Source organism: Acidovorax temperans, assembly GCF_006716905.1.
Lineage (GTDB): Bacteria > Pseudomonadota > Gammaproteobacteria > Burkholderiales > Burkholderiaceae_C > Acidovorax > Acidovorax temperans.
This window is the reverse complement of sequence record NZ_VFPV01000002.1, coordinates 913852-939316: the sequence shown is the minus strand read 5'-3', so window position 1 is coordinate 939316 and position 25465 is coordinate 913852. Positions and strand designations below refer to the sequence as shown.

Below are 25465 nucleotides of genomic sequence, written 5' to 3'. Positions count from 1 at the left end.
CGGACAGCCCGGATGCCAATGCAAAACACCGAAATTTTATCGACCCTGCCCCCCGAGCGCGGACAAACACCGTCTTCTGCGCAGGCGCAGCCATGGTCCAAGGGCTCCAAAGCCCCTGCCGGGCGGGCCCTGGTGTTCGATGCATGCCACCTGGGGGTGGTACTGCGCGCGGTGCTGTTTGTGGAGACGGTGGTGGGCGTAGGGGCCATGTTCGTGGCCGAGACGCTTTACCAATGGCTGGCCACGGTGGCCCTGCTCACGGGCGGTGCCTTGCCCGCCACGCTGGTCTGGCTGGGCACGGCCTGCAGCCTCAAGACCGTGCTGCAGCGCCTGAGCACCGCCCAGCAATATGCAGCGGGCGTGGTGCTGGGGGCGCTGGCGGGTGCCTATGCCTGCGCCATGCTCAAGCTGGCCAATGTGGCACCGCCCTCGCCCCCATGGCTCGCCAGCGCCGCCTGCGGGGCACTGCTGTCAGCCATGCTGGTCACGGCGCTGGTGCTGCGCGCGCGCGGCCGCACCCCCGCGGCCACCACGGCACGCCTGACGGAACTGCAGTCGCGCATCCGCCCCCACTTTCTGTTCAACACCCTCAACAGCGCCATCGCCCTGGTGCGCGCCGAACCAGCCAAGGCAGAGTCTTTGCTGGAAGACCTGAGCGACCTCTTCCGGCACGCGCTGGTGGAGCAAGGCGAATCTGTGACGCTGGCCGAGGAAATCACGCTGGCACAGCGCTATCTGGCAATAGAAGAGGTGCGCTTTGGCCACCGCCTGCAGGTGCAGTGGAGCCTGGACCCGCGCACCGATGCCGCCCGCCTGCCGCCCCTGCTGCTGCAGCCGCTGGTGGAAAACGCCGTCAAGCACGGTGTGGAGCCCAGCCCGCGCGGCGGCAAGCTGAAGGTGATGACCGAGCTGCGCGGCAGCCGCGTGGTGGTGCGCATCACCAACACCCTGCCGCCCTCGCACATCAAGAACGATGCACCACGCGGCCATGGCATTGCGCTGGCCAATGTGCGTGCCCGGCTGGCACTGCTGCACGATGTGCAGGGCGAATTCACGGCGGGGGTGCAAGACGGGCTCTACCAGGTGCGCATCACGCTGCCGGTGGAAGCCCCCATGCGCCGCGCACTGCAAGCCCAGCGGGCCGCCAAGGGGCGCCGCAAACCATCGACCACGCCACGCACAGCCTCACCTTCCACACCGCCGAAAGCGCCATGAACATCCTGATCGTTGACGACGAACCGCTGGCCCGCCAGCGCTTGCGCACCCTGCTGAGCGACTGCACCGACTGCCAGCGCACCACCGTGGGAGAAGCAGGCAACGCGGGCGAAGCGCTGGCGCTGCTGGGCCCCACCGGCGGGCGCGGCTTTGACGTGCTGCTGCTGGACATCCACATGCCCGGCCAGGACGGCCTGAGCCTGGCCCACGCCGTGCAGGCCCTGCCCCAGCCGCCTGCCGTGGTGTTCGTCACCGCCTATGCCGACCATGCGGTGAGCGCGTTTGAACTGGACGCCGTGGACTACCTCACCAAGCCCGTGCGGCGCGAACGCCTGCAGCAGGCGCTGGCCAAGGTGCAGCGCCTGCTGCGCCCCAGCACGCCTGCCCCCATCTCCACCCTGCCCGAAGGCGAGACGCTGCTCATCCAGGACCGGGGCCGCACCGAGCGCATTGCGCTGCACGAGGTGCTGTATTTCAAGGCCGAGCAGAAGTACGTGACGGTGCGCACTGCCACCCGCAGCTTCATCATGGATGGTGCATTGAGCGACCTGGAGTCGCGCTATGGCGAGCGCTTCCTGCGCATCCACCGCAACGCCCTGGTGGCGCGCCGCGCGCTGCGAGCGCTGGAAAAGCACCACGACCCCGACGAGGGCGAAGGCTGGGCCGTGCGCTTGCAGGGCTCTACCGAAGTGCTGTCGGTCTCGCGCAGGCAAGTGGCTGCAGTGCGCGAAGAACTGGCGCGCTGACCACCCCGGTCAGATCAAGCCGCGCACCACCGGCACGGGGCATAATCGCGCGCCATGTCCAGCCATCGAACCCTCTCCCTCCTGCGCCTTTGGGTGCTGGCGTGGTTCGTCGCCTCCCTCGGGGTGTCGGTGGCATCGCCGCTCATCCACCCACAGTCCATCGAAGTGATCTGCTCGGGCGCCGGGGCCATCAAGTGGATGGTGCAGACCGTCGACGGCGCGGTAGAGATGGGCTCTACCAACATGGACTGCCCCTTGTGCGCCCCCGCTACCGGCGCGCCTCCGGCCCCTGCGGCCTGGGCACCTCCCCCCCCGCAGCCGCTGGCCCATGCCGTGCAGCCCGTGCAGGCGGCCCGCATTGCGGCCGCCACGGCTGCGCCGCTGCCTGCGCGCGGCCCACCGCACTCACTCTGACCCGTTCCTGATCCGCTCACACCCGGTGCCTTCATGCCCTGGGGCTGGCGGTGCCTGTTCGTATGTGCAGCAGGGTGGGCCCGGCATCGTTTTGCCTGGCGCTGGCCTGCCGCTTTCAGAGTGATGTTTCATGCCATTCCCAGCTTTGGGCCGCACTGCGGCCGTGGGCGCCGCCGTGCGCCGTTCCGTCTTTTCATCTCTTAACCTCCAACAAGGGCTACCGCCATTCGCACTGCACACCCTGGTGGCCAGCGTGGCTGCTGCACTGGCGTTCATGCCGCTGGGCACATCAGCCCAGGAGAAGGCAACCACCACACCCCAAACCGCCACCCTGCCGGTGGTGGAGGTGACCGAGGGCTCTGCCACCCCCAACGGCAAGCTCACTCTCGACACACCCGTGGAAACCGGCAGCCGCCTGGGCCTGACAGCGCGCGAGACGCCCGCATCGGTCACCGTGGTGGACCGCGCCACCATCGAGGCACGGGGCGCCCAGGACACCCAGGAAATCTTGCGGGCCGTGCCCGGCGTGACCGCACACGATGCGCCGGGCAGCGTGGGCGTGAGCTACCGTGGTTTTGGCAGCGGCTCGCTGGGCCAGTTGTTCAATGGCATCACGGTGCAGTACAGCATTGCGGCGCGCCCCGTGGACAGCTGGATCTACGACCGGGTGGAAGCCATTGGCGGCCCGTCGAGCTTCCTGTTCGGCTCGGGCGCGGTGGGCGGATCCATCAACTACATCACCAAAACGCCCGAGCGCACCGACTTCACCGAAGCGCAGGTACGTGCTGGCTCGCACCGGCTGCGGGAAGTGTCCATCGGCATCAACCGCCGCCTGGGCTCTGCGGCCACAGCCGCGGGCGGTGGAACCGCACACTACGCACGACTGGATCTGAACCACCGTGACGGCGGCAGCTGGACGGAAGGCACCGAGCGCCGCGCCACGCAGCTGGCGACATCGCTGCTGTCTGACCTGGGCAGCGGCTGGAGCCACCTGCTGGCCTACGAATACCAGAACGAAAACGTGCACCGCCCTTACTGGGGCACCCCCGTGCTGCAACCGGCCGTGGGCGAGCTGCGCATTGACCCAGGCACCCGCGACAAGAACTACAACAGCGCCGACGGGCTGTACGCACAGCGCGTGCAGTGGCTGCGCTCTGTGGCGCAATGGAGGGTGTCAGACGCACTGCAGCTGCGCAACACCCTGTACGCCTACGATGCGCTACGCGACTACCGCAACGTCGAAACCTACGCCTTCAATGCCACCAACACGGCTGTGGCGCGCTCGGGCGTGCTGCTGCAACGGCATGACCACGAGGTGATTGGCAACCGCCTGGAAGCCAACTACCAAGGCACCCTGGCCGGCCGGCGCAGCGACTGGTCTGCCGGGCTGGACTTCAGCGTGAACCGGCAAACCCGCTTCCCCAACAGCCTGTCCACCACCGTGAGCACGGTGGACCCCTACAACTTCACTACCGAGTATTTCTTCAACATCCCGGGCATGAAGCCCGGCTTCCAGCCTGACCGCGACAACAAGGTCACGACCACCGCCGTGTACCTGGAAAACCGCACCGCCCTGGCACCCGCACTGCAGCTGATAACCGCGCTGCGGCACGAACGCATTGCGCTGGACCTCACCAATCGCCGCGCCATCACGGCCGCCAGCCCCGCCCACATGGCCCGCAGCTACGAGCCCACCACCGGACGCATGGGCCTGGTGTGGGACGTGGCCCCTGGCATGAACCTGTACGCGCAGTACGCCACGGCGGCCGATCCGCCAGCAGGTGTTCTGAGCACTGCCACCTTTGCCAACGTGCGCGACAACACCGAGCTGACCACAGGCCGCTCGTACGAAGTAGGCAGCAAGCTGGACTTCTGGGGCGGCAAAGGCACGGCCACCGTGGCGGCCTTCCACATCACGCGCAAGAACATCGCCACCCAAGACCCCAACAACAGCAGCCAGACACTGCTGGTGGGCGAGCAATCGTCCAAAGGCGTGGAACTGGCCGCAGGGCTGCGCCCCCATGCACGCTGGCAGCTGCAAGGCAACCTGGTGCGCACGCAGGCGCGTTACGAGAACTTTGTGCAAGGCGGCGTTTCGCTGGCCGGCAAAACACCCACCAACACACCTCAGACGGTGGCCAACCTGTGGGTGAGCTATGCCCTGACGCCGACATGGACGGCCAGCGCGGGTGTGCGCCATGTGGGCAAGGTGTATGCCAATGCCACCAACACGCAACACTGGCCCGCCTACACGCTGCTGGACCTGGGCGTAGCCTGGAAGCTGCGGCACACCACCACACTGACGGCCCGCCTGCGCAACGCCACAGACCGGATCTACGCCGCCAATGCGGGCAGCGGCCAAGTCTACCTGGGCGCCCCACGCACGCTGGACGTGACACTCCACACCGCGTTCTAAAAAGGCAGGGCACCCCATGCGGCACGCCAAACGCTGGCTTTACCTGGTTCACCGTTGGCTGGGGGTGCTGCTGTGCAGCGTCTTCGCCCTCTGGTTCATCTCTGGCATCGTCATGATGTACGTGGGCTACCCCAAGCTCACACCGGCCGAGCGGCTGGAGCACCTGCCCCCGCTGCGCGGGGTGCCCATTGCGCTGCAACCTGCCCAGGCCCTGCAAGCGGCAGGCTTGCAGGGCCCACTGCAAGAGCTGCGGCTGGCGCTGGCCAGTGGCGGTCGCCCCGTGTATGTGGCCACCCCCGCCACTGAACTTGAGCCCGGCAGCAAGGCTGCACGGCGCTCCAAGACAGCGCCGGTGGTCATCGATGCCACCACGGGCGAGCTGATCCGCAACGTATCAGCCGCCCACGCGCTGGCATCGGCCCAAACCTTCGCCTCGTCGCGTGACAGCGCCTTGGCAGCAGACGCCTACCCCCAGCACCTGGGCATGGTGAGCGAAGACGCGTTCACCCATTCCAGGGCGCTGGACATGCACCGACCCTTGCACACCGTGGCCCTGGGTGACGCAGACGACACGGTGGTGTATGTCTCCAACGCCACGGGCGAGGTGGTGCGCGACGCCACCCGCACGGAACGCCTGTGGAACTACGCAGGCGCATGGATCCACTGGCTCTACCCTTTCCGGGGCAACATGTTCGACAGGTACTGGACGGACATCGTGAACTGGCTGTCCATCGCTGGCGTCGTGCTGGCGCTCACGGGCACCGTGGTGGGCGTGCTGCGCTGGCGTTTCACCGGGCCACGCTACAAAAGCGGTTCACGCTCGCCCTACCCCGGCGGCATGATGAAGTGGCACCACACCACGGGACTGCTGTTCGCAGCGGTCACCATCACCTGGGTGTTCAGCGGGCTGATGTCGATGAACCCCTGGAAGCTGTTTGACAGCGGTGCACCGCCCCTGCGCACCGCGGCCATGCACGGCGGCCCCCTGCAACTGGCCAATGGGGCACCCCTGGCCAGCGTGCAGGCCTTGCTGGCACAGGCTACGCCCAACGTGCGCGAGCTGCGCTGGGTGCGCGCGGCGGGCCACACCGTGGTGCAGGCCTGGAACCCCAGCGGCGTGGCCACGCTGCTGGACGCAACCACCGCGGCGCACCATGCCATCGCCCCGCAGGAGTTGACCGCCGCAGCCGCACGCCTGGTGGACGCACCCGTACAGGAAGTGCAAACGCTGCACGCGTACGACCTGCACTATTACGACCGGGCCCCGCACACCATGGGCGGTGGCGCCGACAAGCCCTTGCCCGTGTGGCGGGTGGTGTTTGCCGACCCGCATGCCACCTGGGTGCACATCGACCCACGCACGGGCACCGTGCTGGGCCGCACCGACACCCACCGCCGCACCAGCCGCTGGCTGTTTTCCATGCTGCACAGTTGGGACTGGCTGCCCCTGCTGGAGCGCCGCCCGCTGTGGGACGTGGTGCTGATCGTGCTGAGCCTGGGTGGCACGGCCCTGAGCGTGACAGGGGTGGTGGTGGGCTGGCGGCGCTTGCGGGTCAAGGCGCGGTCAGGAGCGAAAGCGGCACACCCACGCACCGCGCGGGCAGCTGCAGCGAGCGCACCTACCGGCAGGGCCAGCCCGCAAGCTGGCAATGTCTGACGGCTCCGAGCGGATGAGCAGGCTGCGAGGCGGCAACGACGCCGCGCCGCAAGCTCATACGGTTTTGCATTCCCTCAGATCACCGGACAGGAAATGGCAGACCGTGCTGTATCACGGGAAGGCGAACCAACGACGTGATTCATTGCAAGGCACAGCCGTCTCAGTGGCGGCTGCGCAAGGTGCGGCTGAGCAGAATCACCGGCACCAGGCCCACCGCCACCAGCGCCAGCGACGGCAAGGCAGCTTCGCCCAGGCGCTCGTCGCGGGCCAGCTGGTAGGCCACCACGGCCAGGGTGTCGCTGTTGAAAGGGCGCAGCACCATGGTGGCGGGCAGCTCCTTCATCACGTCCACAAACACCAGCAGCGCGGCGGCAGCGGTGGAGCGACGCAGCAGCGGCCAATGTACCCGCGCCATGAGCCCCAGGCTTCCCATGCCCAGCATGCGGGCGGAATCATCCAGGCTGGCTGGAATGCGCGCATAGCCGCTTTGCACCGACTGCAGGGCCACCGCACAAAAGCGCACCAGGTACGCCCACACAATGCCCACTGCCGTGGCCGTCACCAGCGCGCCAATGCCCCACTGCGGCACGGCCGCCTGCAGCCAGCCCACGGGCAGCAGCAGCCCCACCACAATCACGGCCCCCGGCACCGCATAGCCCAAGCTGGCCAGTTGCACCACGCCGCGTGTCACGCCATCGGGGCGACGGCGCACGGCAAAGGCCAGCGTCAACGCCACGGCCACAGCCAGGGCAGAAGTGATGCCGCCCAGCCGCACACTGTGCCAGGCCCATTCCACAAAACGGCCCCAGGGCAGCACCGACCAGTCGGCCGCCAGCGGCCGCAGCATGAAAGCAATCGGTGCCACAAAACCCATCAGCACCGGCAGGCCGCACACCAGCCATGCCGCCACGCGCAAGCCACCGCGCAGCACCAGCGGTTGCGCCTCTGACGAGCCCGCACGCCCCACCCCACCGGCGGCAAAGCGCATGCGCTTTTGGGCGCGGTGCTCCAGGTGCAACAGGGCCAGCACCACCACCAGCAGCATGGTGGCCAGCTGGGCAGCCGCCAGGCGGTTGTCCATGGACAGCCAGGCTTTGTAGATGCCAGTCGTGAAGGTCTGAATGCCAAAGTAGCTGGCCACGCCGAAGTCGGCCAGGGTCTCCATCAGCACCAGCGCCACGCCTGCAGCCACGGCCGGGCGGGCCAGGGGCAAGGCCACCGCCCGGATGCGGCGCGGCAGCGGGGCACCCAGCAACCGCGCTGCCTCCATGAGTTGCGCCGCACGCTCACCCAGGGCCGTGCGGGCCAGCAGGTACACATAGGGGTAGAGCGAGAAGATGAACACCCACACCGCACCACCCAGGCTGCGCACTTCAGGCAGCAGGCGGCCTTCCAGGCCAAACATGTTGCGCAAGCCCACCTGAAGGGGGCCGCTGAACTGCAAAAAGTCGGTGTACGCATAGGCCGTGACATACGCGGGCATGGCCAGCGGCAGCAGCAACAGCCATTCAAACGTGCGCCGCCCCGGAAAATCAAACAGCGTAACCGCCGCCGCAGCAGCGGTGCCCACCAGGGCCGCGCCCAAGGCCACCATCACACTCAGCCACAGGGTGGTACCCACATAGCCCGGCAGCACCGTGGCCGCCATCTCGCGCAAGATGCTGCCCGCCTGGGCGTCTCCCTGCCCCCAGGGGAGCCAGGACGCCAGCACCGCCAATACCGGCAAGGCAAGCACGCCCGCCAACAAAATCAGGGCCAGGGAACGGAGAGCAAAGGGGCTGCGGCGCAAGACGGGCAATCTATGGAGGCGGATGGAACACAGCGCCAGGGGGCCACCCGCCAGGGCGGCACGGCCCTTGCGCGCCGCGGCGGCTGGGATGCAAATGCGAATTTTAAGCATTCGCCACCTAGAATGGCGGGATGTTCCTAGAGGTCTCCCAACTCGATGTGCGCTACGCCGGCCGCGCACAAGCCGCCGTTCATGGTGTTTCGCTGGGCTTGCATGCGGGCGACATCGGCGTGCTCATTGGCCCTTCTGGCTGCGGCAAGACCACTTTGCTGCGTGCCGTAGCGGGGCTGGAGCCTGTTTCCAGCGGTGAAATCCGCCTGACCAAAAGCGTGGTGAGCAGTGCCACGCTGAGCGTGCCGCCCGAGCAGCGCCGCATTGGCATGGTGTTTCAGGACTACGCGCTGTTCCCGCACCTGTCCGTGGGCCGCAATGTCGCCTTCGGCATCCACCAGCTGCCGCGCGCCGAACAAGCTGCCCGCGTGGCCGAGGTTCTGCAACTGGTGGGCCTGGAAGGCAGCGAGAACCGCTACCCCCATGAACTCTCGGGCGGCCAGCAGCAGCGCGTGGCCCTGGCGCGTGCCCTGGCGCCACGCCCGCAGCTCATGCTACTGGACGAGCCCTTTTCCAACCTGGACGTAGACCTGCGCGAACGGCTGGCGCACGAGGTGCGCGGCATTCTGAAAGCCGCAGGGGCCACCGCCCTGTTCGTGACGCACGACCAGTTCGAGGCCTTTGCCATTGGCGATGTGATCGGCGTGATGCACGAAGGCCACCTGCACCAGTGGGATGACGCCTACACCCTCTACCACCGCCCGGCCACGCGCTTTGTGGCCGACTTCATCGGCCATGGCGTGTTTGCCCCGGCCACGCTGGTGCAGCGCGGCACCAACGTGGTGGCCCAAACCCCCCTGGGCGACCTGACCGATCTGGCCGAGTGTCCACTGCCCAGCAGCTACCCCGGCGGCGAATGCGATGTGCTGCTGCGCGCCGACGACATCGTGCACGACGACCACGCACCGGTGCAGGCGCAGATCGTGCGCAAGGCGTTTCGCGGGTCAGAATTTCTGTACACCCTGCGGCTGCACAGCGGCCTGCAGGTCATGGCCCACGTGCCCAGCCACCACGACCATGCCGTGGGCGAGTGGATTGGCATTCGCGCCCAGGTGGACCATGTGGTGACCTTTGCGCGAGGTGCATGAGGCCACCGGACAATTTGCATCAAATCAGCCTCTAGCGCCCGCTGAAAAAGCGGCGGCAGCTATATTTTTCATAGCAATTTGACAAGGTTGCAGCAGGTGGCGATAGTCCAGCCGCAATGCAAACAAATTGTCACACTTTGCAGGCCCAATGGCGTTGGGTGATATTGCCCAATGCCACCGCCTGCGCGCAGGTGCCAGTGCAGCCCCGTCAGTGAGGGGCCCGGCGAACGCAGGTGGGTTCCACCGACTTGCCATGATCGCTACCGCTCCTGCACCCCGCACCACCAACATCCTTGGTCGCCGCCTGCTGGCCACTTTCGTGACCGTACTTTTGCTCACGCTGGCTGGTTCTGCCATTGGCGTATGGTCCTTGCGTAGCGTGGACGCAGCCACCCGCCAGGCCATTGAAAACAACGTGGCCACCGAACGCCTGGTGGCCGATGCGTACCGCCTGCAAGCCATCAACGCCGAACGCTACAAGGCCATGGCCTTGAGTTCCGAGCCTGAAGTGGGCGAGATTCTGTCGGCCGACATTGAGCGCACCCAAACCCAGTACCGCGAGCTGATGGACCAGCTGGCCACGCGCCTGCAAACGCCTGCAGAGCAAGCCCTGCTCACCGGCACACACGACAAGGCGCAAGACTTCCAGGCCGCCGTCAAAGAACTGGTAGCGGCCCGGGACTTTGGCCTGACCGAGCGCATCCGCAAGGTGTTCGCTGAGCGCTTTGAGCCCAGTGCCGCCGCCCTGCTCGGGTCGTTGCAGCAGCTGGCGCAATCGCAGCGCGATGCGATTGACGCAGCGGGCGCCCAGATTGCACAAAGCAGCCAACGCGCCCAGGTGGCGCTGACCCTGTTTTGCGCCACAGCCCTGCTGCTGGGCAGCGTGCTGACCTGGTGGCTGGTGCGCAGCATTTCGCGCCCCATCGGCGCGGCCAACGCCACGGCCCAGCGCGTGTCCAGCCTGGACCTGCGCGAGAACATCGAAGGGCACAACCGGGATGAGGCAGGCCAGTTGCTGCTGTCCCTGAACACCATGCAGGAAGCCCTGCGCACCTTGGTGAGGCAGGTGCGCCAATCCGCCCAGAGCGTGCGCCTGGCAGCCCACGAGATTGCCCATGGCAATGCCGACCTGTCCGAGCGCACGGAAGGCACGGCATCCAGCCTGCAGCAAACGGCCGCTGCGCTGGAGCAGGTGACGCAACGCCTGCACCAATCCACCGAAACAGCAGCCCGAGCCGAGCACATGGCCAGCCAGGCATCGGCCGTGGCCACCGAGGGCGGCAACGCGATGGCCCAGGTGGTGCGCACCATGCAGAACATCCAGCAGTCGTCCCGCAAGGTGGAGGAAGTGACCGGGGTGATCGACAGCATTGCCTTTCAGACCAACATCCTGGCGCTGAACGCCGCGGTGGAAGCCGCCCGCGCGGGCGAGCAAGGCCGGGGTTTTGCCGTGGTGGCGGCCGAAGTGCGCCAGCTGGCCATGCGCGCGGGCGAAGCCGCCCGCGAGATCAAGGGGCTGATCGCGACCTCGGCCCAGAACGTGGAGACCGGGACCGCCCTGGTCAATGGCGCGGGCCACACCATGGGCCAGATCGTGGAGTCGATTCGCAACGTCGCCAGCATGATCAGCGACATCAGCACCACCACGCTCTCGCAGACCCGCGACATCAACGACATCAACACGGCCGTGGCGCGCCTGGACCAGATGACGCAGCAAAACTCGGCCCTGGTGGAAGAGTCTGCCGCCGCCTCAGAGGGCCTGCGCCACCAGGCCAACGAGCTCACGCACCTGATCAGCCAGTTTGTGTTGCCCCCACAGCACGAGGCGCTGCCGGTGCCGGGCCCTGTCCGCATGCCAGCACTGCCAAGCGCCTGAAGAGCTGAGGCGGTGAGCCAGGAGCTATCGCCGCGCCTGATTTGCCAAGCCCACCACGGCGGAGCAGCAGCAGCGGCGTTGCTCAGCCCTGCTGCTGGCGCAATTGGTCCACCACAGCCTGCAGGTGGATGGCCCATTCGCGGCGGTCACGGCCCTGGGAGGTTTCGGGCTCTCCGTACGTCACCACCGCCTCAATGGCCGGGGCGCTCAGGGTGCGCCAGATGGAGCCCAGCAGGGTCTCGTCACCGATGTAGCTGGGCGCAAAGCTGGTGGCACCAGTGGCCTTGTCAACAAACCGCAGCCCCACGGGTACGACTGGCGCATCGGCCGCCACGGCGGCTTGCAGTAGGTTGGCATGGAAGGGCAACATGGCTCGGCCATCGCCCGTGGTGCCCTCCGGAAACACCGCCAGCACCTCGTTGCGCTGCAGGGCTTCTTGCATGGTGCGCACCATGCGCATGGCGTCGCGGCGCGAGGTGCGTTCGATGTACAGCGTGCCGCCAGCAGTGGCCAGCGTGCCAATCAAGGGCCAGCCCTGCACGTCTGACTTTGAGATGAAGCAGCAATGCCGCGCCGCGTGCATCACCGGAATATCGAGCCACGAAATGTGGTTGGCCACCAGCATGACCGGGCCGCGCACCGGCGGTGTGCCCTGCACCCGCAACGAGATACCGGCACACGCGAGCAGCTGCTGCGACCACGCCTGCACGCGGATGTATTGCTGCTCTTGCGACATGCGCGGAAAACGCAGCGTGACCACCCACAGGCCATGCAGCACATGGCCCAGCAGGCGCGCACAGCGCCACAGCGCGCGTGGCAACTTCACAAGAACCCCGGCGCGTCGCGCAGCGCAACGCAAGAGCCTTGCTCGGGCGGCCTGGAACCCTTCAAGCGCATTCAGGCCCGCTCAAACGCCACATGCCCACCCACCAGGGTGGCGCGCACGCAGCCGGGCAGTTCGTAGCCCGAAAACGGTGTGTGCTTGCCCTGGCTGCGCAGGGCGTCGGCCTGCACCGTCCAGGCGGCCTGGGGGTCGAACACGCACAGGTCGGCCACGCCGCCTTCGACCAACTGGCCCACGCTGGCTTGCAGCGTACCCAGGGCCGTGCCCAGCACGCGCGCGGGTTCAGCAGTGATGGCGGCCAGGGCGCGCTGCAGCGGCACGCCTTGGTCTTGCGACCACTTGAGCGCCAGCGACAGCAGCAGCTCCAGCCCCGTGGCGCCGGGCTCGGCTTCTGCAAAGGGCAGGGTCTTGGCGTCTTCGTCCACCGGGTTGTGGTCTGACACCAGCACGTCGATGGTGCCGTCGGCCAGCGCGGCGCTGAGCGCATCGCGGTCGCGCTGCTGGCGCAGCGGGGGCGACAGGCGGGCGCGGCTGTCGAAGAAGCCGATGTCCACATCGGTGAGGTGCAGCGAGTTGATGCTCACATCGGCCGTGACCTTGAGGCCATCGGCCTTGGCGCGGCGCACCAGTTCCACGCCCGCAGCGCTGCTGATGCGGCACAGGTGCACACGGGTGCCCGTGGTTTTGAGCAGTTCAAAAATGGTATGCAGCGCAATGGTCTCGGCCGCCACGGGCACGCCCGACAGGCCCAAACGCGTGGCCAGCGGGCCGCTGGCGGCCACGCCCTTGCCCAGGTGCATCTCTTGCGGGCGCAGCCACACGGTGTAGCCATAGGTGGCGGCGTACTGCAAGGCGCGCTGCAGCACCTGGGTACTGGCCAGCGGCACCTCGGCCTGACCAAAGCCCACGCAGCCGGACTCGGTCAGCTCGGCCATCTCGGTCAGCACCTCACCGGCCAGGCCGCGCGTGAGAGCGCCCAGGGGAAAGAGGCGCGACTGGTGGAGTTTTTCGGCGCGGAACTTGAGCATCTCCACCAAACCGGGCTCGTCGAGCACCGGGTCGGTATCGGGCGGACACACCAGGCTGGTCACGCCACCGGCCACGGCGGCGGCCATCTCGGATTCGAGCATGCCTTCGTGTTCATGGCCGGGCTCGCGCAGGCGCGCCGCCAGGTCCACCAGGCCGGGCAAGACGATGCAGCCCGAGGCATCAATGGTGCGAGTGGGGGCAAAGTCTGCCGGGGCGCGCCCCAGGCCCACAATGCGCCCGGCCGCCACGGCCACGTCGCATATCTGGTCAAGGCCCGAAGCGGGGTCGATCACACGGCCGTTCTGGATCAGGATTTTCATGATTTCAAGCAAAATTGGCCACTAGCGCTTACCGGATAAGCGCAAGCAGCTATTAAATACATAGCATCTACATCGCTCAACATTGTGCCCGCCTATTTGCACCACAGCCGACCAAATGCCAGTGCCACCGTGGAACCGGCTTCGCCGGGCCAGGGGTGGCGTCCCCCTTGGGGGATGACGCGAAGCGGCACAGGGGGCATTGCGTTGCGGGGGTTAGGCTTCATTTCCAGCAACGATGGACATGACCGCCATGCGCACCGCGATGCCGAAAGTCACCTGCGGCAAGATCACGCTTTGCTTGCCATCGACCACAGCGGAGTCGATCTCCACGCCACGGTTGATGGGGCCAGGGTGCATCACGATGGCGTCGGGCTTGGCCAGTTGCAGCTTCTCTTGCGTGAGGCCAAAGCTCTTGAAGTATTCCTGGCTGGACGGCAACAGAGCCCCGCTCATGCGCTCGTTCTGCAGGCGCAGCATGATGACCACGTCGGCGTCCTTGATGCCCTCTTCCAGCGTGTGGCACACGCGCACGCCCATCTGCGCCATGTCGCCTGGCACCAATGTGCGGGGGCCCACCACACGCACTTCGGCCGCGCCAAGGGTGGTGAGGGCATGGATGTCCGAGCGCGCCACGCGGGAGTGCAGCACGTCGCCCACGATGGCCACCGTGAGGTTGCTGAAATCCTTCTTGTAGTGGCGGATGGTGTACATGTCCAGCAGCCCCTGCGTGGGGTGGGCATGGCGGCCATCGCCCGCGTTGATCACGTGCACATGGGGCGCCACATGCTGCGCAATCAGGTACGGAGCCCCCGATTCGCTGTGACGCACCACGAACAGGTCAGCCGCCATGGCCGACAGGTTGGCGATGGTGTCGAGCAGCGACTCGCCCTTGCTGGCCGAGCTGCGCGCGATGTCGAGGTTGATCACGTCGGCAGACAGGCGCTTGGCCGCAATCTCGAACGTGGTGCGCGTGCGCGTGCTGTTCTCGAAGAACAGGTTGAACACGCTTTTGCCGCGCAGCAGGGGCACCTTCTTCACTTCGCGGTCGTTCACGCTCACGAAGTTGGCAGCGGTGTCGAGGATGTGCGTGACGATGTCCCGCGGCAGGCCTTCGATGGAGAGCAGGTGGATCAGCTCGCCGTTCTTGTTGAGTTGGGGGTTGCGCTTGTGCAGCACGGTCAGGCCTCCTGGACTTGAAACTGGAAAGTGCCCTGCTCATTGCGTGCCAGGGCCAGCGACTGGCTGCCGGGCAACGCCACGCGGGCAGCGGCAAAGTCGGCCTGCACGGGCAATTCGCGCCCACCCCGGTCCACCAACACGGCCAGGCGAACGCTGGCGGGACGACCGTAGTCAAACAGCTCGTTGAGCACGGCGCGGATGGTGCGGCCGGTGTAGAGCACGTCGTCGAGCACCAGCACATCGGCACCGTCCACATCAAACGGCAGGGCCGTTTGCGCGCCGGTGGCCAGGCCGCGCTGGGCAAAGTCGTCGCGGTGCATGACCGATGACAGCACCCCGGCGGGGCCTTCCAGGCCCAGATCTTTTTGCAGGCGCTCTGCCAGCCAGGCTCCGCCCGAGGCGATGCCCGCCAGGCGCGTGGTGGGGGTGAGCATGCTGCGCACGCCGCGCAGCAGCTCGCGGTACAGGGCCTCGGCGTCGAGCACAAGGCTGCCGGCTTGGCCGGCAGGAGAAGTCGTCATGGGAGGTTCCTCAAAAACTGTTCCAGGATGATGCAGGCCGAGGCGGCGTCGGCATCCTTGGCGCCACTGGCGATGGCCTCGGTGGTGCTGTAGCGCTCGTCCACCTCAAACACCTGCAGACCAAAGCGCCCGCGCAATTGGCGGCCAAATTTCAGGGCGCGCTGCGTGTTTTCGTGGCTGGCACCATCAGGGTGGTAGGGCACGCCGATGACCAGCGCGTCGGGCTGCCATTCTTTGATGCGCTGGGCCACCTGGGCGAAACGGGCGTCGCCCTCGGCCTTGATGGTGGCCTGCGGGCTGGCCGTGCGCAGCATGCGGTTGCCCGAGGCCACCCCCGTGCGCTTGAGGCCAAAATCAAAAGCAAGAAAAGTCTGAAACTGCGCGGGAACGGCGGGCTGGACGGAAGCGGTAGGCTGAGCGGGAAGCCCGGTCATGCGTGCCCCGCCTCAGGAGAGAGCATCCAGGCCTGCAAGCCCAGCAAGCCCAGCGCACGGTCGTAGCGCTCGGGCACGGGCGTGTCGAAAATCACGGACAAGTCGGCGCCCACGGTGAGCCAGGCGTTTTCGGCCAGCTCAGACTCCAGCTGGCCCTCGCCCCACGATGAATACCCCAGCGTGACCAGCACCCGGCGAGGCCCGGCGCCCGTGGAAAGGGCTTCCAGCACGTCCTTGGAGGTGGTCATGGCCAGGCCACCAGGAATCGCCATGCTCGAGGCATAGGCGGATTCGTCGGCTTTTTCGGTGCCTGCGAGCATGGGCTCATGCAGCACAAAACCGCGTTCGGTTTGCACCGGACCACCCTGGAACACAGGTTCCTGGGTCAGGTCCTCGCGGCGCAAGGACAAATCGACCTTGTCGAACAGACCTTTGAGGGTGATATCGGAGGGCTTGTTGATGATGAGACCCAGAGCACCGCGTTCGCTGTGCTCGCACAGGTACACCACACTGCGCGCGAAAGACTCATCTTCAAGACCGGGCATGGCGATCAAAAAATGATGCGTCAGGTTGATGGGCGCAGAATCGGAAGACATTGTCCAATTTTAACGGTGAACATGGAGCCCTCTTACGCCACCGGCCTTGTCTGGTTCCGGCGCGACCTGCGCGCACTGGACCATGCCGCCCTGTACCACGCACTGACCCAATGCCAGCAAGTGCATTGCGTTTTTGTCTTCGACACCGACATCCTCGCCCCCCTGCCCCGCGCCGACCGGCGCGTGGAGTTCATCCGTGAATCGCTGGTAGAGCTGGATACTCATCTGCGTGAGTTGAGCGGCCACGCGCAGGGAGGCCTCATCGTGCTGCATGCGGCAGCCGTCGATGCCGTGCCCCAGCTGGCCCAGGCGCTGGGTGCGAATGCCGTCTTCACCAACCACGACGACGAGCCCCAGGCCTTGCAACGCGACAACGCTGTACGCACCCAGCTGGCGCGCAATGGTGTGGCAATGCACGCCTACAAAGACCATACGGTGCTGGAGCGGGACGAGGTGCTTACCCAATCGGGCACGCCCTACAGCGTGTTTACGCCGTACAAAAATGCATGGCTGCGCAAAATCAATGCCTTCTTCCTGAAAAGCTACCCGGTAGAGCGCCACGCACACCGACTGGCGCCGCGGCCGCCAGAACACACGCGCCCCGTGCCCACGCTGGGTGCGATCGGCTTTGAACAAAGCACTCTGGGTCAGCTGAAATTGCCCACGGGAAGCCGGGGTGCGCAGCAGTTGTTTGATGACTTCCTGCAGCGCATTGAGCGTTACGAAGAAACGCGCAACTTTCCGGCCGTGAAAGGGCCGAGCTACCTCAGCGTGCACCTGCGCTTTGGCACCATCTCGCCCCGGCTGCTGGCGCGCACCGCGCACGCCCTGGCACAGCAGGGCAACCCAGGCGCTGCCACTTGGCTGAATGAACTGATCTGGCGCGACTTCTACTTCCAGATTCTCTACCACCACCCCCATGTGGCAGAGCGCAGCTTCAAACCCGCTTATGACTCCATCGCATGGGAGCAGGGCGACGCGGCACAAGCGCTGTTCAAGGCCTGGTGCGACGGGCAAACAGGCTATCCCCTGGTCGATGCTGCCATGGCACAGCTCAACCAGACGGGCTACATGCACAACCGCTTGCGCATGGTGGTGGCCAGCTTTCTGGTGAAGGATCTGGGCATTGATTGGCGCTGGGGCGAGCAGTATTTTGCGCAGCAACTCAACGACTTTGATCTCGCCGCCAACAACGGCGGCTGGCAATGGGCCAGCTCGAGCGGCTGCGACGCACAGCCCTATTTCCGCATCTTCAACCCGGTCAGCCAAAGCGAGAAGTTTGACCCGGAGGGCAAGTTCATACGCCGCTACCTGCCGCAGCTCGCTGGGCTGAGCAAAGCCGCGCTGCACGCCCCTTGGGCGGCCAGGCCGCTGGAATTGCAGGCAGCAGGTGTTACCTTGGGCCACACCTACCCTCTTCCCATCGTGCAACACGATGAGGCACGCAAAAAAACGCTGGAGCGCTACGCGGTGGTGAAGGCAGCAGCGCCCTAGCACGCCACCCGGTGAGGCCGCAGCGCGCGCCCCGTGGCGCGCACTATCGCCCCTTGCACCCCGTACCTGCCACCCATGAAAAAAGCGCCCTGAGGGGCAATGCCAGTAAGTTAAGCAAAGGCCCTTCGGGGTCTTTGTTGTTTGTACAGTGCAGGCTTGATCAATTGAGCTTTGGCCATAGAGGTCAAGCGATAGCCAATGCTGCTGCAAGAGTACCTGAACGATACCCATGAGTTTGCGAGCCCCGAACAATGGGGTGTCGTTCAAAGCAACATACCCCAGCAGTGGATTGAACAGGCCTTGCAGATGACGGGTGTAGCCACGCTGCGCAAGCGGCGACTGCCCATGGAGCAGGCACTTTGGCTGGTATTGGGTGTGGCCTTGCTTAGAGACCGCTCCATCGTGAACGTGGCCGAGGTACTGGAGCTGGCACTGCCTGGGCAGCACAATGAACCCATCAGCTCCAGCGCGCTGAGCCAGGCGCGCCAACGGCTGGGCAGTGAGCCCCTGCAATGGCTGTTTCGCCACACTGCTGCCCATTGGGCGCACCAGCAGGCCGCTCGCCACCGCTGGCAAGGCTTGGCGCTGTACGCATTGGATGGCGTGGTCTGGCGTACCCCCGACACACAAGACAACCGCCAGCACTTTGGTTGCCAGCGCAACCACGCAGACCACCAAAGTCCCTTCCCCCTGGTGCGCATGGCCTGCTTGCTCGATGCCAGAGCTCGTTTATTGGTAGATGCCAGCCTGGATGCCTACGACACCAGTGAGTACGCATTGGCTGAACGCTTGTGGCCGAAGTTGCCGCCTGACTCGCTGGTGATTGTGGACAAAGGGTTTTACTCGGCAAGTCTGCTGTGGCCGCTGCAACACCGCCAGGGACGTCACTGGCTGATCCCTGCGCGTGCCGGACTCAGGGGCGAGGTGGTGCAAACGCATGGCCCTGGCGATGTGAGCTTGCGCATGAAGGTCTCGCCCCAAGCTCGCAAGAAAGACCCCGGCTTGCCGCTCACGTGGGAGGTGCGCGCCATCACCCGTGAACTCGATGGCAAACCCAGAACCTTGTTCACGTCCCTGATGGATCCGGCACGCTACAAGGCCGAGGAGGTGTTCGCGCTGTACCACGAACGCTGGGAGATTGAGCTGGCCTATGGAGAGATGAAGACGGACATGCTGGGCCAGGCGATGACGTTGCGCAGCCAGCAACCCGATGGGGTCAAGCAAGAGCTGTGGGCAACCTTGTTGATGTACAACCTGATCCGCTTGGAGATCACGCGCATCGCAGACGAGGCCAAAGTGCAGCCCTGTCGCATCAGCTTCATCACGGCGCTGCGCTACATCGTGGATGAGTGGCTGTGGAGTTCAGGATCACACACCCCTGGGGCCATCCCGGCCAAGCTTGCGGCCATGAAAAAGAACATCCGCCGCTTCGTGCTGCCGCCTCGCAGATCCCACAGGCGGTATCCGCGTGAGGTTCGTATGACCAAGACCCAGTATCCCGTCAAAAAAATGCCGCTCAGACTTAACTGAGCGGCATTGCCCTGAGGGGCGCTCTTTTTTTGGGTTATCAAGACTGCACGTGGCAGCCTTGACTTCACACCTCTGCGGTAGCGGCCGCCAGGCGTGCGTAGTGCTGGATCAGGCTCAGCAATTCCTCGTCCGAGTAGGGCTTGCCCAGGTAGTGGTTCACACCCAGTTCCATCGCGTGCTCGCGGTGCTTTTCAGCAATACGCGAGGTGATCATGATGATTGGCAGATCGCGCAACGCACTGTCCGCACGGATGTTGCGGGCCAGATCGAAGCCATCCATGCGGGGCATTTCGATGTCGGAGAGAACCACAGTGGGCCGCTCTTCCTGCAAACGCTCCAGCGCCTGCAGGCCATCGGCAGCCAACGACACCCGGTAACCTTCGCGCTGCAGCAAACGCTGCGTCACACGACGGACCGTGATGGAATCGTCCACCACCAGAATCAGCGGAAGCTGGCTGGGGCCCGACAGCATCGAAGACGTGGGAGCCTTCGGTGCATCGGGGCTGTCGGTTTCCGCCAGCATGGACACACCGGCACTGGCGGCACGCACCTGATCGCCATACACCGTAGCCAAGGCCACAGGGTTGTAGATCAAGACCACTGCGCCCGAAGCCAGCACCGACATACCTGCCAAGCCTGGCAAACGGGACAGTTGTGGACCCAGGTTCTTCACCACCACTTCCTGGTTGCCCAGCACTTCATCCACGTGCATGGCCACACGCTGCGAAGCGCTTCGGAAGATCACCACCGGGCGGGTCTTGCCTGCAGGCTCATTGCTGCGGGCGGAAGACTGCAGCAGCGCTCCCGACCAGAAAAAGGGAACCTTCTCCAGACCGTCGTCGAAATAACCGGAGCGGTAAGCCTCTTCCAGGTCCTGGGCCGAGGTGCGGCGCACGATCTCCACCAGATTAGCAGGCACACCCACAGCCAACTCACCGGCGCGCAACATCACCACCTGCGTCACAGCAGTGGTCAGTGGCAGCACCATCCGGAAGGCCGTGCCTTGTCCGGTTTGGGTAGACGTTTCGATGCGGCCACCCAAGGCGTTGATTTCGGAACGAACCACGTCCATGCCGATACCCCGGCCAGACAAACCAGTCACTTCGGTCGCGGTGCTGAAGCCCGGCATGAAGATCAGGTTGGCTGCGGCGTCGTCGCTGAGTTCGTCATCTGCTTGCAGCAGACCTTGCGCAACGGCTTTTTCACGAATTCGGGCAAGGTTCAGACCTGCTCCGTCGTCGCGGAACTCCACCGACACGTCGTTGCCTTCGTGCCGCAGATCCACCGTGATGGTTCCGGTGGCTGGCTTGCCAGCGGCGACCCGCACGTCAGGTTCTTCAATACCGTGGGCAACGCAGTTACGCAGCAAGTGCTCGAAGGCAGGTGTCATGCGGTCCAGCACCCCACGGTCCATTTCAATGGAGCCTCCGGTGATGTCCAGCTTGATCTGCTTGCCGGTTTCCTTGGACGATTGGCGAACCACAGCGTACAAGCGCTCCGCAATGCCTTCGAACTCCACCATGCGAGTACGCAGCAGATCGCGCTGCAGCTCCCGCGCCTGGCGGCCTTGGGCAATCAGATCGTCTTCCGCACCTTCCATGGCGCGCTGCAAGTTGCGCTGCACCGTCGCCACGTCGTTCACCGACTCGGCCATCATGCGGGTCAACTCTTGCACGCGCGTGAAGCGGTCAAATTCCAGCGGGTCGAAACCTGCGGCAGAGTCCTTGGCCAGTGCCATGCGCGATTGCATCTGCGACTCGGCCTGTACTTCGATGTCACGCAACTGCTGACGCAGGCGATCCAAGTTGCCGGACAGGTCATTGAGCGAGCTGCGGAACTGTCCAAGCCGTACATCCAGACGCGAACGGCTGATCATCACCTCACCCGCCTGGTTGACCAAGCGATCGAGCAACTGCGCACGCACACGCACCGACTGGTTGGCCGCAACACGCAGCGGAGCCAGTTGCGACGCAGCAGGCAAACGCACAGCTGGTACGGCGGGGCCAGCACTTGAACCGCCTTGAGACGACACGGATTCAGTCGCAGCGACTGGTTCCACGAAACCTTGAACCGCTTCTGCCTCTACACCTGCGCTGGGGTCTTGACCTGCATGGGCGCTGAGAGTCTGGAAGTTTGCTTCCAGATTGTCGAAGCTCGCAAGCAAAGGCTCCACTTGGTCGACGGTGACCGTCTCCACGTCAATCTGCTCAATGGCAGATTCGAGGCGGTGCGCCATTTCACCCAAGCGCATGGCGCCTGCCAAACGCGAGCTACCTTTGAGTGTGTGCAAGGCACGCAAGACTTCGCTGCGGGCACCCAGATTGTCCGGACGAGCTGCCCACTGGCGCAGCGCGCCACCCAGTTGGGGCAGCAATTCGGCAGCCTCTTCCTCGAAAATCGGGAACAGGTCGGGATCAATGACGTCCACAACGTCAATGTCGTCGTCCACGTCAGTACCCACCAGGGATGCCGCATCGCGCTTGACCACCGATAGCGCGGGCGCAACGGCGCGAGCCACTGGGGCAGCCACTGCTGGCTCCTTCGAAACAACAGGCGTGGCCACTTCTTCTGGCTGCTCTGCCTCCGCAAAAGACTCCGCAGCCTCCAGCCCCTCAGGCTCAGGCCCAGAATCCTCCATCAAATCGTCGTAAGCCGGCGACAACGTGCTACTGACTTCTGTTTCCAGAATCTGGCGCAAGGCATCCAACACTTCAGGGCTGGGCTCTTTCAGGAAGCCTGCGGCGAACTGGTGAAGCAAGCGGCGAATGTCGTCAGCCGCTGCCATGAACACCGAAACCTGCTCCTCGTTGCCCTGCGGTGCCAACTGAACATGCTGCAGTGCGTGTTCGAGCACTCGTGCCATGTCGGACAGGGCGGTGAACCCCACCGTAGCAGAGCTGCCCGCCAACGAATGGGCCAGCGCGACTGCGGTATCTGGCAAAGGCTCATGCAATTCCAGAGCCCATTCCTGCAGACAGGTGACCAAACGACGCGACCACTCGTCCGCTTCATTCAGGTACACGTTGTACAGCGGCAAGCCAATGCGCAAGGTTTCAATGACCTTGACCGCCTCTTCGCTCACCGGCTCTTCTTCGACTGGAGATTCCGACGTCTCTGGGAGAGTCGCCTCAACTTCCATCGCGTCAGTGATGACAGACGGCGCTTCAGCCGCGGGTTCAGTCAGGGCAACAGGCTCATGGACCGAGAGCGGCACCTCTTCAGGCTCGCTCTCCATCGCTGGTGCTTCTTGTGCAGACTCAACGGTAGCGCTGAAGTCCAAAGCGGGCACCTCATCCAACGCTGGCAGTTCTTCGAACACAGCATGCTCTTCAGGCTGTGGTGTCTCTTCCACCACCGCAGCAGCAGGCACGTCTGCATCCAGGAACGAAAGGTCCGGCAAACTCAGATCGATGGGGCTGTCCGCTCCCGGCTGCGCAGCAGCGTCCAGCACAGGCAGGGTTTCTGCAGGGGCTACCGATGGCTCAGACTCAGTGAGAGCCGAGGTGAACTCCGCAAAATCGATCTCTTCTGTAACGGCGCCGCCCATGGACTCAGGGGACGAGGCGTCCGCCACAACACTAGATTCAGCCTCCCCTTCGGGAATTTCCGTGGATTGGAAGTCCTCATGCGGCACCTCCTCAGAGATGTCGATTGCTTCGGTCAGTTCGATCGGAGCCTGAGCGGCTGAATCCACATGCGCTTCCGCTGTGGGCTCTGTAGCTTCTGCTTCTGGAGCTTGCTGACCGCCAGGCACCACCAACGGAACCACTGCCCCTTGCAAGCGCAAAGCATCGGCAGATTCACGGAATGCCTGGGATTGCCATCCGCTGGCTTGGCCTGCGGCAATGTCACTGGCCCAGCGATCAAATGCTTGCAGCGCATCGGACGAGAGCTGCAACAGCGGCGGCTGCATGGGCTTTTGCTCTGCCAGCCAGGCATTGAGCAGTTGCTCCATGGCCCAAGCGGCTTCGCCAAAGTCGTTCAGCCCTACCATACGCGAACTGCCCTTGAGCGTGTGGAACGCACGGCGCAAGGTGGTCTGTTCGCTGAGGTTGCCAGGCTCCTCAGTCAAGGCTGCGATGGCTGTGGTGCCGTTGACCACCACCTCCCGCGCCTCTTCCAGGAACACTTCCAGCAACTCGTCTTCAACAGCCAGTTGCTCTTTGACAGCGAACTCGATGGACGCAGGCGCCGGCGATGCGGCGGGCAACGCTGCCTCAGCGAAATCAAAAGAGATTTCGGGAGCCAACTGATCTTCTGGGATCGGCTGTGCATCGGCGCTGTCCGCAGACATGTCGGGGAATGGCGAGAAATCTGTCGGCACGCCGTCAGGCTCTTCCACCTGGAAGCGTGGCACGATCTCAGGCAAGGGTTGTGCTACTCGCTCTTCCAACTCTGCTGGAGCCTCTTCATGAGCATCAGAGACGCGCGAGCGCCCCTTGGCAGTGAGAATGCGCAGCTCACCTGCCTCTTCGTCATAAACGAAGAGCTTGCGCGCCATCGCACGCTGGTAGTTGAGCATGTCAATCAGGAAGCCCAACGCACCCAGATTGCTACCGAGCTTTTCGAATGCGCCGGGCTTGTCTGCGTCAGAAATCTCATTGATGAGCAGACGTTCCACGGTGTCGCGCATGCGCAGCACTGCCAGAGATGCCTGATCCAATCCCAGCACAGACAGCACGCCACGCATTTGCGCCAACAAGCCGGGTACAGCCACCAGCAGCGAGGTTTCTTGCGGACTGCGGAAAAACTGATCCATCGCCTTTTCGGCCTGAGCGAGGGTGGCGCGCAACTCATCTACCACGCTGCCCATCGTCTGGTTGTCGCTGACACGGCGGTACAGCTCTTCCATCCAGGCTTCCAGAGGCTCAGGCTCTGCACCCGATCCCACCGCATCCAACCGCTCGGCCAAACGGGCCGCCCGCTGGATCATCTGGTCATCTGCGGCATCCAGCTCTTCAAAGGCTGCCTGCAGATACAGCACCGATGTCGCCACTTCCATGGCCAACGCGGCCGATGGTGGCTCGCCCGTGCGGGTGATGGCATCCAGGGTTTTGGTCAGTGCGACCGCCAGGCTCTCGCTGCCCGGATTGAGCTTGCGCAGCGAATCGCAAACCAGGCTGAATTGATCTGCAGCCGGTTTGATCTTGTTGCGATCTCCGCCTGCCAAGGCAGACCACGTCTCCGTAGCCGCTGCAATGCGCTTGCGAGCTTGTGCCAACAATGCGGGGTCGAAACGACCAAAACGCACTGTTTCGTAATCCACAGGCTTGAAACGATCCAGCGCAAATGCGTCCCGCACAGCCTGCAGGGCAGGTGTACGCGCACCATCAACGTTCTGGGCCTGGGAGCAGAAGAACAAAAGGTCTTGAACCAGCCGATCTGCCACCGTTTTGTCACCCTTGGCAAGGGTGGCGTACTGCATCAGCACACGTGAGGCAACGCGTTTGACGTAGACATCTGGCGGCAGCAGACCTTCCATGCAAGCTTCAAAGAAGGCTGCACAAATCTTCCAGAAAGCACGTACCTGGCGGTCCTGCTGGGCTGCCACGAACCCCAGGCAGGTGTCACGCATACTGCGCGCCGCCTTGCGATCACCGGTCTTCACAATCTTGAGCACAGCAGCATCAAGACGAGCTCGGGCATCTGCGCCATAGAGCAGAGGCGATGCGGTCACCTCCAGATCAGGTTCCTTGAAACGCCGCTCTACAGGCCACAGGTCTGCAGGGTGAACTCGATCCGCACCCGCAAGCGTTTGAACGTCGCGGTACTGGGGAAACAAGGCCACCGGCGAGACCGGCTTGCCTGCCAGCACGCCTTCCAGATATTCGATCAGAGCAAAGCTGGCACGTTCAATGATGGCGGCTGAGTCGTCCTGGCACAGTTCGGGACGCTGCACAAATTTTTGTACAGCAGACTCCATGGCCCGCAGCACGAGAGCTGGAGGGGCCATACCCACCATTTCCAGCGCACCGCTGGCCTGGTGCAACTGTTGCCTTGCTATGCGCAACGATCCGGCATCCAGAGATGCCAGATCGGATTCTTGAGCCTGTTCAGCCTCGCGCAAAAAACGGCGCATCGATTTGACTGCGCCACCCAGCGATTTGCGTAACTCGTCAAGCACCCAGGCCAGAGGACCCAGATCCTGATCTCCAGGGGTCCAGTCTGCGGCCGGTGCATTGTTGACATCAATAGATGACATGGAT

17 protein-coding genes are annotated in these 25465 nt (G+C 64.6%); 9 read left to right on the top strand and 8 right to left on the bottom strand.

The window, feature by feature from the left end:
• Positions 1-18: 18 nt before the first annotated feature.
• From BDD18_RS12585 to BDD18_RS12565, 5 genes are all read left to right on the top strand, one after another.
• Complete coding sequence (locus tag BDD18_RS12585; protein ID WP_142084083.1) at positions 19-1215, top strand: sensor histidine kinase; 1197 nt, start codon at positions 19-21, stop codon at positions 1213-1215.
• Positions 1212-1961 (top strand): LytR/AlgR family response regulator transcription factor, encoded by a 750-nt coding sequence (locus tag BDD18_RS12580; protein WP_142083528.1) that lies wholly within the window; start codon positions 1212-1214, stop codon positions 1959-1961. Before BDD18_RS12585 ends, BDD18_RS12580 begins: the two co-directional genes overlap by 4 nt.
• A 54-nt stretch (positions 1962-2015) precedes the next feature.
• Positions 2016-2375 (top strand): DUF2946 family protein, encoded by a 360-nt coding sequence (locus tag BDD18_RS12575; protein WP_142083527.1) that lies wholly within the window; start codon positions 2016-2018, stop codon positions 2373-2375.
• A gap of 274 nt (positions 2376-2649) precedes the next feature.
• Entirely contained in the window at positions 2650-4791 is a 2142-nt protein-coding gene (locus BDD18_RS12570; protein ID WP_211360790.1) for a TonB-dependent receptor, read from the top strand.
• A 16-nt stretch (positions 4792-4807) separates the two neighbouring features.
• On the top strand, positions 4808-6448 hold the full coding sequence (locus BDD18_RS12565; protein WP_142083524.1) for a PepSY domain-containing protein: 1641 nt from the start codon (positions 4808-4810) through the stop codon (positions 6446-6448).
• A gap of 160 nt (positions 6449-6608) precedes the next feature.
• Here BDD18_RS12565 and BDD18_RS12560 read toward each other — a convergent pair whose 3' ends face one another.
• A complete protein-coding gene (locus BDD18_RS12560; protein ID WP_066788787.1) occupies positions 6609-8237 on the bottom strand; it encodes an ABC transporter permease in 1629 nt (542 codons plus the stop codon).
• A 131-nt stretch (positions 8238-8368) separates the two neighbouring features.
• On the opposite strand from BDD18_RS12560, the gene BDD18_RS12555 reads away from it, so the two are divergent.
• Together BDD18_RS12555 and BDD18_RS12550 are read left to right on the top strand one after the other, a co-directional pair.
• Entirely contained in the window at positions 8369-9436 is a 1068-nt protein-coding gene (locus BDD18_RS12555; protein ID WP_066788782.1) for an ABC transporter ATP-binding protein, read from the top strand.
• 253 nt (positions 9437-9689) lie between these two features.
• Positions 9690-11312: a methyl-accepting chemotaxis protein gene (locus tag BDD18_RS12550; RefSeq protein ID WP_142083522.1), complete on the top strand. Its 1623-nt coding sequence runs from the start codon at positions 9690-9692 to the stop codon at positions 11310-11312.
• A gap of 82 nt (positions 11313-11394) precedes the next feature.
• On the opposite strand, the gene BDD18_RS12545 is transcribed toward BDD18_RS12550, so the two are convergent.
• The 6 genes from BDD18_RS12545 to BDD18_RS12520 form a co-directional block, all read right to left on the bottom strand.
• Positions 11395-12138 (bottom strand): lysophospholipid acyltransferase family protein, encoded by a 744-nt coding sequence (locus BDD18_RS12545; protein ID WP_066788778.1) that lies wholly within the window; start codon positions 12136-12138, stop codon positions 11395-11397.
• Positions 12139-12209: 71 nt separating this feature from the next.
• Complete coding sequence (locus BDD18_RS12540; RefSeq protein WP_044398804.1) at positions 12210-13505, bottom strand: dihydroorotase; 1296 nt, start codon at positions 13503-13505, stop codon at positions 12210-12212.
• Positions 13506-13718: 213 nt separating this feature from the next.
• Complete coding sequence (locus tag BDD18_RS12535) at positions 13719-14681, bottom strand: aspartate carbamoyltransferase catalytic subunit (RefSeq protein ID WP_044398807.1); 963 nt, start codon at positions 14679-14681, stop codon at positions 13719-13721.
• Between the two features lie 2 nt (positions 14682-14683).
• Positions 14684-15205 (bottom strand): bifunctional pyr operon transcriptional regulator/uracil phosphoribosyltransferase PyrR, encoded by a 522-nt coding sequence (gene pyrR / locus BDD18_RS12530; RefSeq protein ID WP_142083520.1) that lies wholly within the window; start codon positions 15203-15205, stop codon positions 14684-14686.
• Complete coding sequence (gene ruvX, locus BDD18_RS12525) at positions 15202-15639, bottom strand: Holliday junction resolvase RuvX (RefSeq protein WP_142083518.1); 438 nt, start codon at positions 15637-15639, stop codon at positions 15202-15204. Before ruvX ends, pyrR begins: the two co-directional genes overlap by 4 nt.
• Positions 15636-16235, bottom strand: coding sequence for a YqgE/AlgH family protein (locus BDD18_RS12520; RefSeq protein ID WP_044398812.1), 600 nt, complete (start codon positions 16233-16235; stop codon positions 15636-15638). The genes ruvX and BDD18_RS12520 overlap by 4 nt, the downstream gene beginning before the upstream one ends.
• A gap of 21 nt (positions 16236-16256) precedes the next feature.
• Between BDD18_RS12520 and BDD18_RS12515 the strand changes: the two genes are divergently transcribed.
• Together BDD18_RS12515 and BDD18_RS12510 are read left to right on the top strand one after the other, a co-directional pair.
• Positions 16257-17729, top strand: a complete 1473-nt coding sequence (locus tag BDD18_RS12515; protein WP_142083516.1) for a cryptochrome/photolyase family protein — start codon at positions 16257-16259, stop codon at positions 17727-17729.
• 198 nt (positions 17730-17927) lie between these two features.
• Positions 17928-19259, top strand: coding sequence for an IS4 family transposase (locus BDD18_RS12510; RefSeq protein ID WP_142083514.1), 1332 nt, complete (start codon positions 17928-17930; stop codon positions 19257-19259).
• A 64-nt stretch (positions 19260-19323) separates the two neighbouring features.
• Here the strand turns inward: BDD18_RS12510 and BDD18_RS12505 are convergent, their stop codons facing one another.
• Positions 19324-25461 (bottom strand): hybrid sensor histidine kinase/response regulator, encoded by a 6138-nt coding sequence (locus BDD18_RS12505; protein WP_142083513.1) that lies wholly within the window; start codon positions 25459-25461, stop codon positions 19324-19326.
• Positions 25462-25465: the final 4 nt, after the last annotated feature.

Coding starts and splice junctions, on each gene's coding strand:
- BDD18_RS12585 (WP_142084083.1), top strand. CDS start 19: ATGCAAAACACCGAAATTTTATCGACCCTGCCCCCCGAGCGCGGACAA.
- BDD18_RS12580 (WP_142083528.1), top strand. CDS start 1,212: ATGAACATCCTGATCGTTGACGACGAACCGCTGGCCCGCCAGCGCTTG.
- BDD18_RS12575 (WP_142083527.1), top strand. CDS start 2,016: ATGTCCAGCCATCGAACCCTCTCCCTCCTGCGCCTTTGGGTGCTGGCG.
- BDD18_RS12570 (WP_211360790.1), top strand. CDS start 2,650: ATGCCGCTGGGCACATCAGCCCAGGAGAAGGCAACCACCACACCCCAA.
- BDD18_RS12565 (WP_142083524.1), top strand. CDS start 4,808: ATGCGGCACGCCAAACGCTGGCTTTACCTGGTTCACCGTTGGCTGGGG.
- BDD18_RS12555 (WP_066788782.1), top strand. CDS start 8,369: ATGTTCCTAGAGGTCTCCCAACTCGATGTGCGCTACGCCGGCCGCGCA.
- BDD18_RS12550 (WP_142083522.1), top strand. CDS start 9,690: ATGATCGCTACCGCTCCTGCACCCCGCACCACCAACATCCTTGGTCGC.
- BDD18_RS12540 (WP_044398804.1), bottom strand. CDS start 13,505: ATGAAAATCCTGATCCAGAACGGCCGTGTGATCGACCCCGCTTCGGGC.
- pyrR (WP_142083520.1), bottom strand. CDS start 15,205: ATGACGACTTCTCCTGCCGGCCAAGCCGGCAGCCTTGTGCTCGACGCC.
- ruvX (WP_142083518.1), bottom strand. CDS start 15,639: ATGACCGGGCTTCCCGCTCAGCCTACCGCTTCCGTCCAGCCCGCCGTT.
- BDD18_RS12520 (WP_044398812.1), bottom strand. CDS start 16,235: ATGTCTTCCGATTCTGCGCCCATCAACCTGACGCATCATTTTTTGATC.
- BDD18_RS12515 (WP_142083516.1), top strand. CDS start 16,257: ATGGAGCCCTCTTACGCCACCGGCCTTGTCTGGTTCCGGCGCGACCTG.
- BDD18_RS12510 (WP_142083514.1), top strand. CDS start 17,928: ATGCTGCTGCAAGAGTACCTGAACGATACCCATGAGTTTGCGAGCCCC.
- BDD18_RS12505 (WP_142083513.1), bottom strand. CDS start 25,461: ATGTCATCTATTGATGTCAACAATGCACCGGCCGCAGACTGGACCCCT.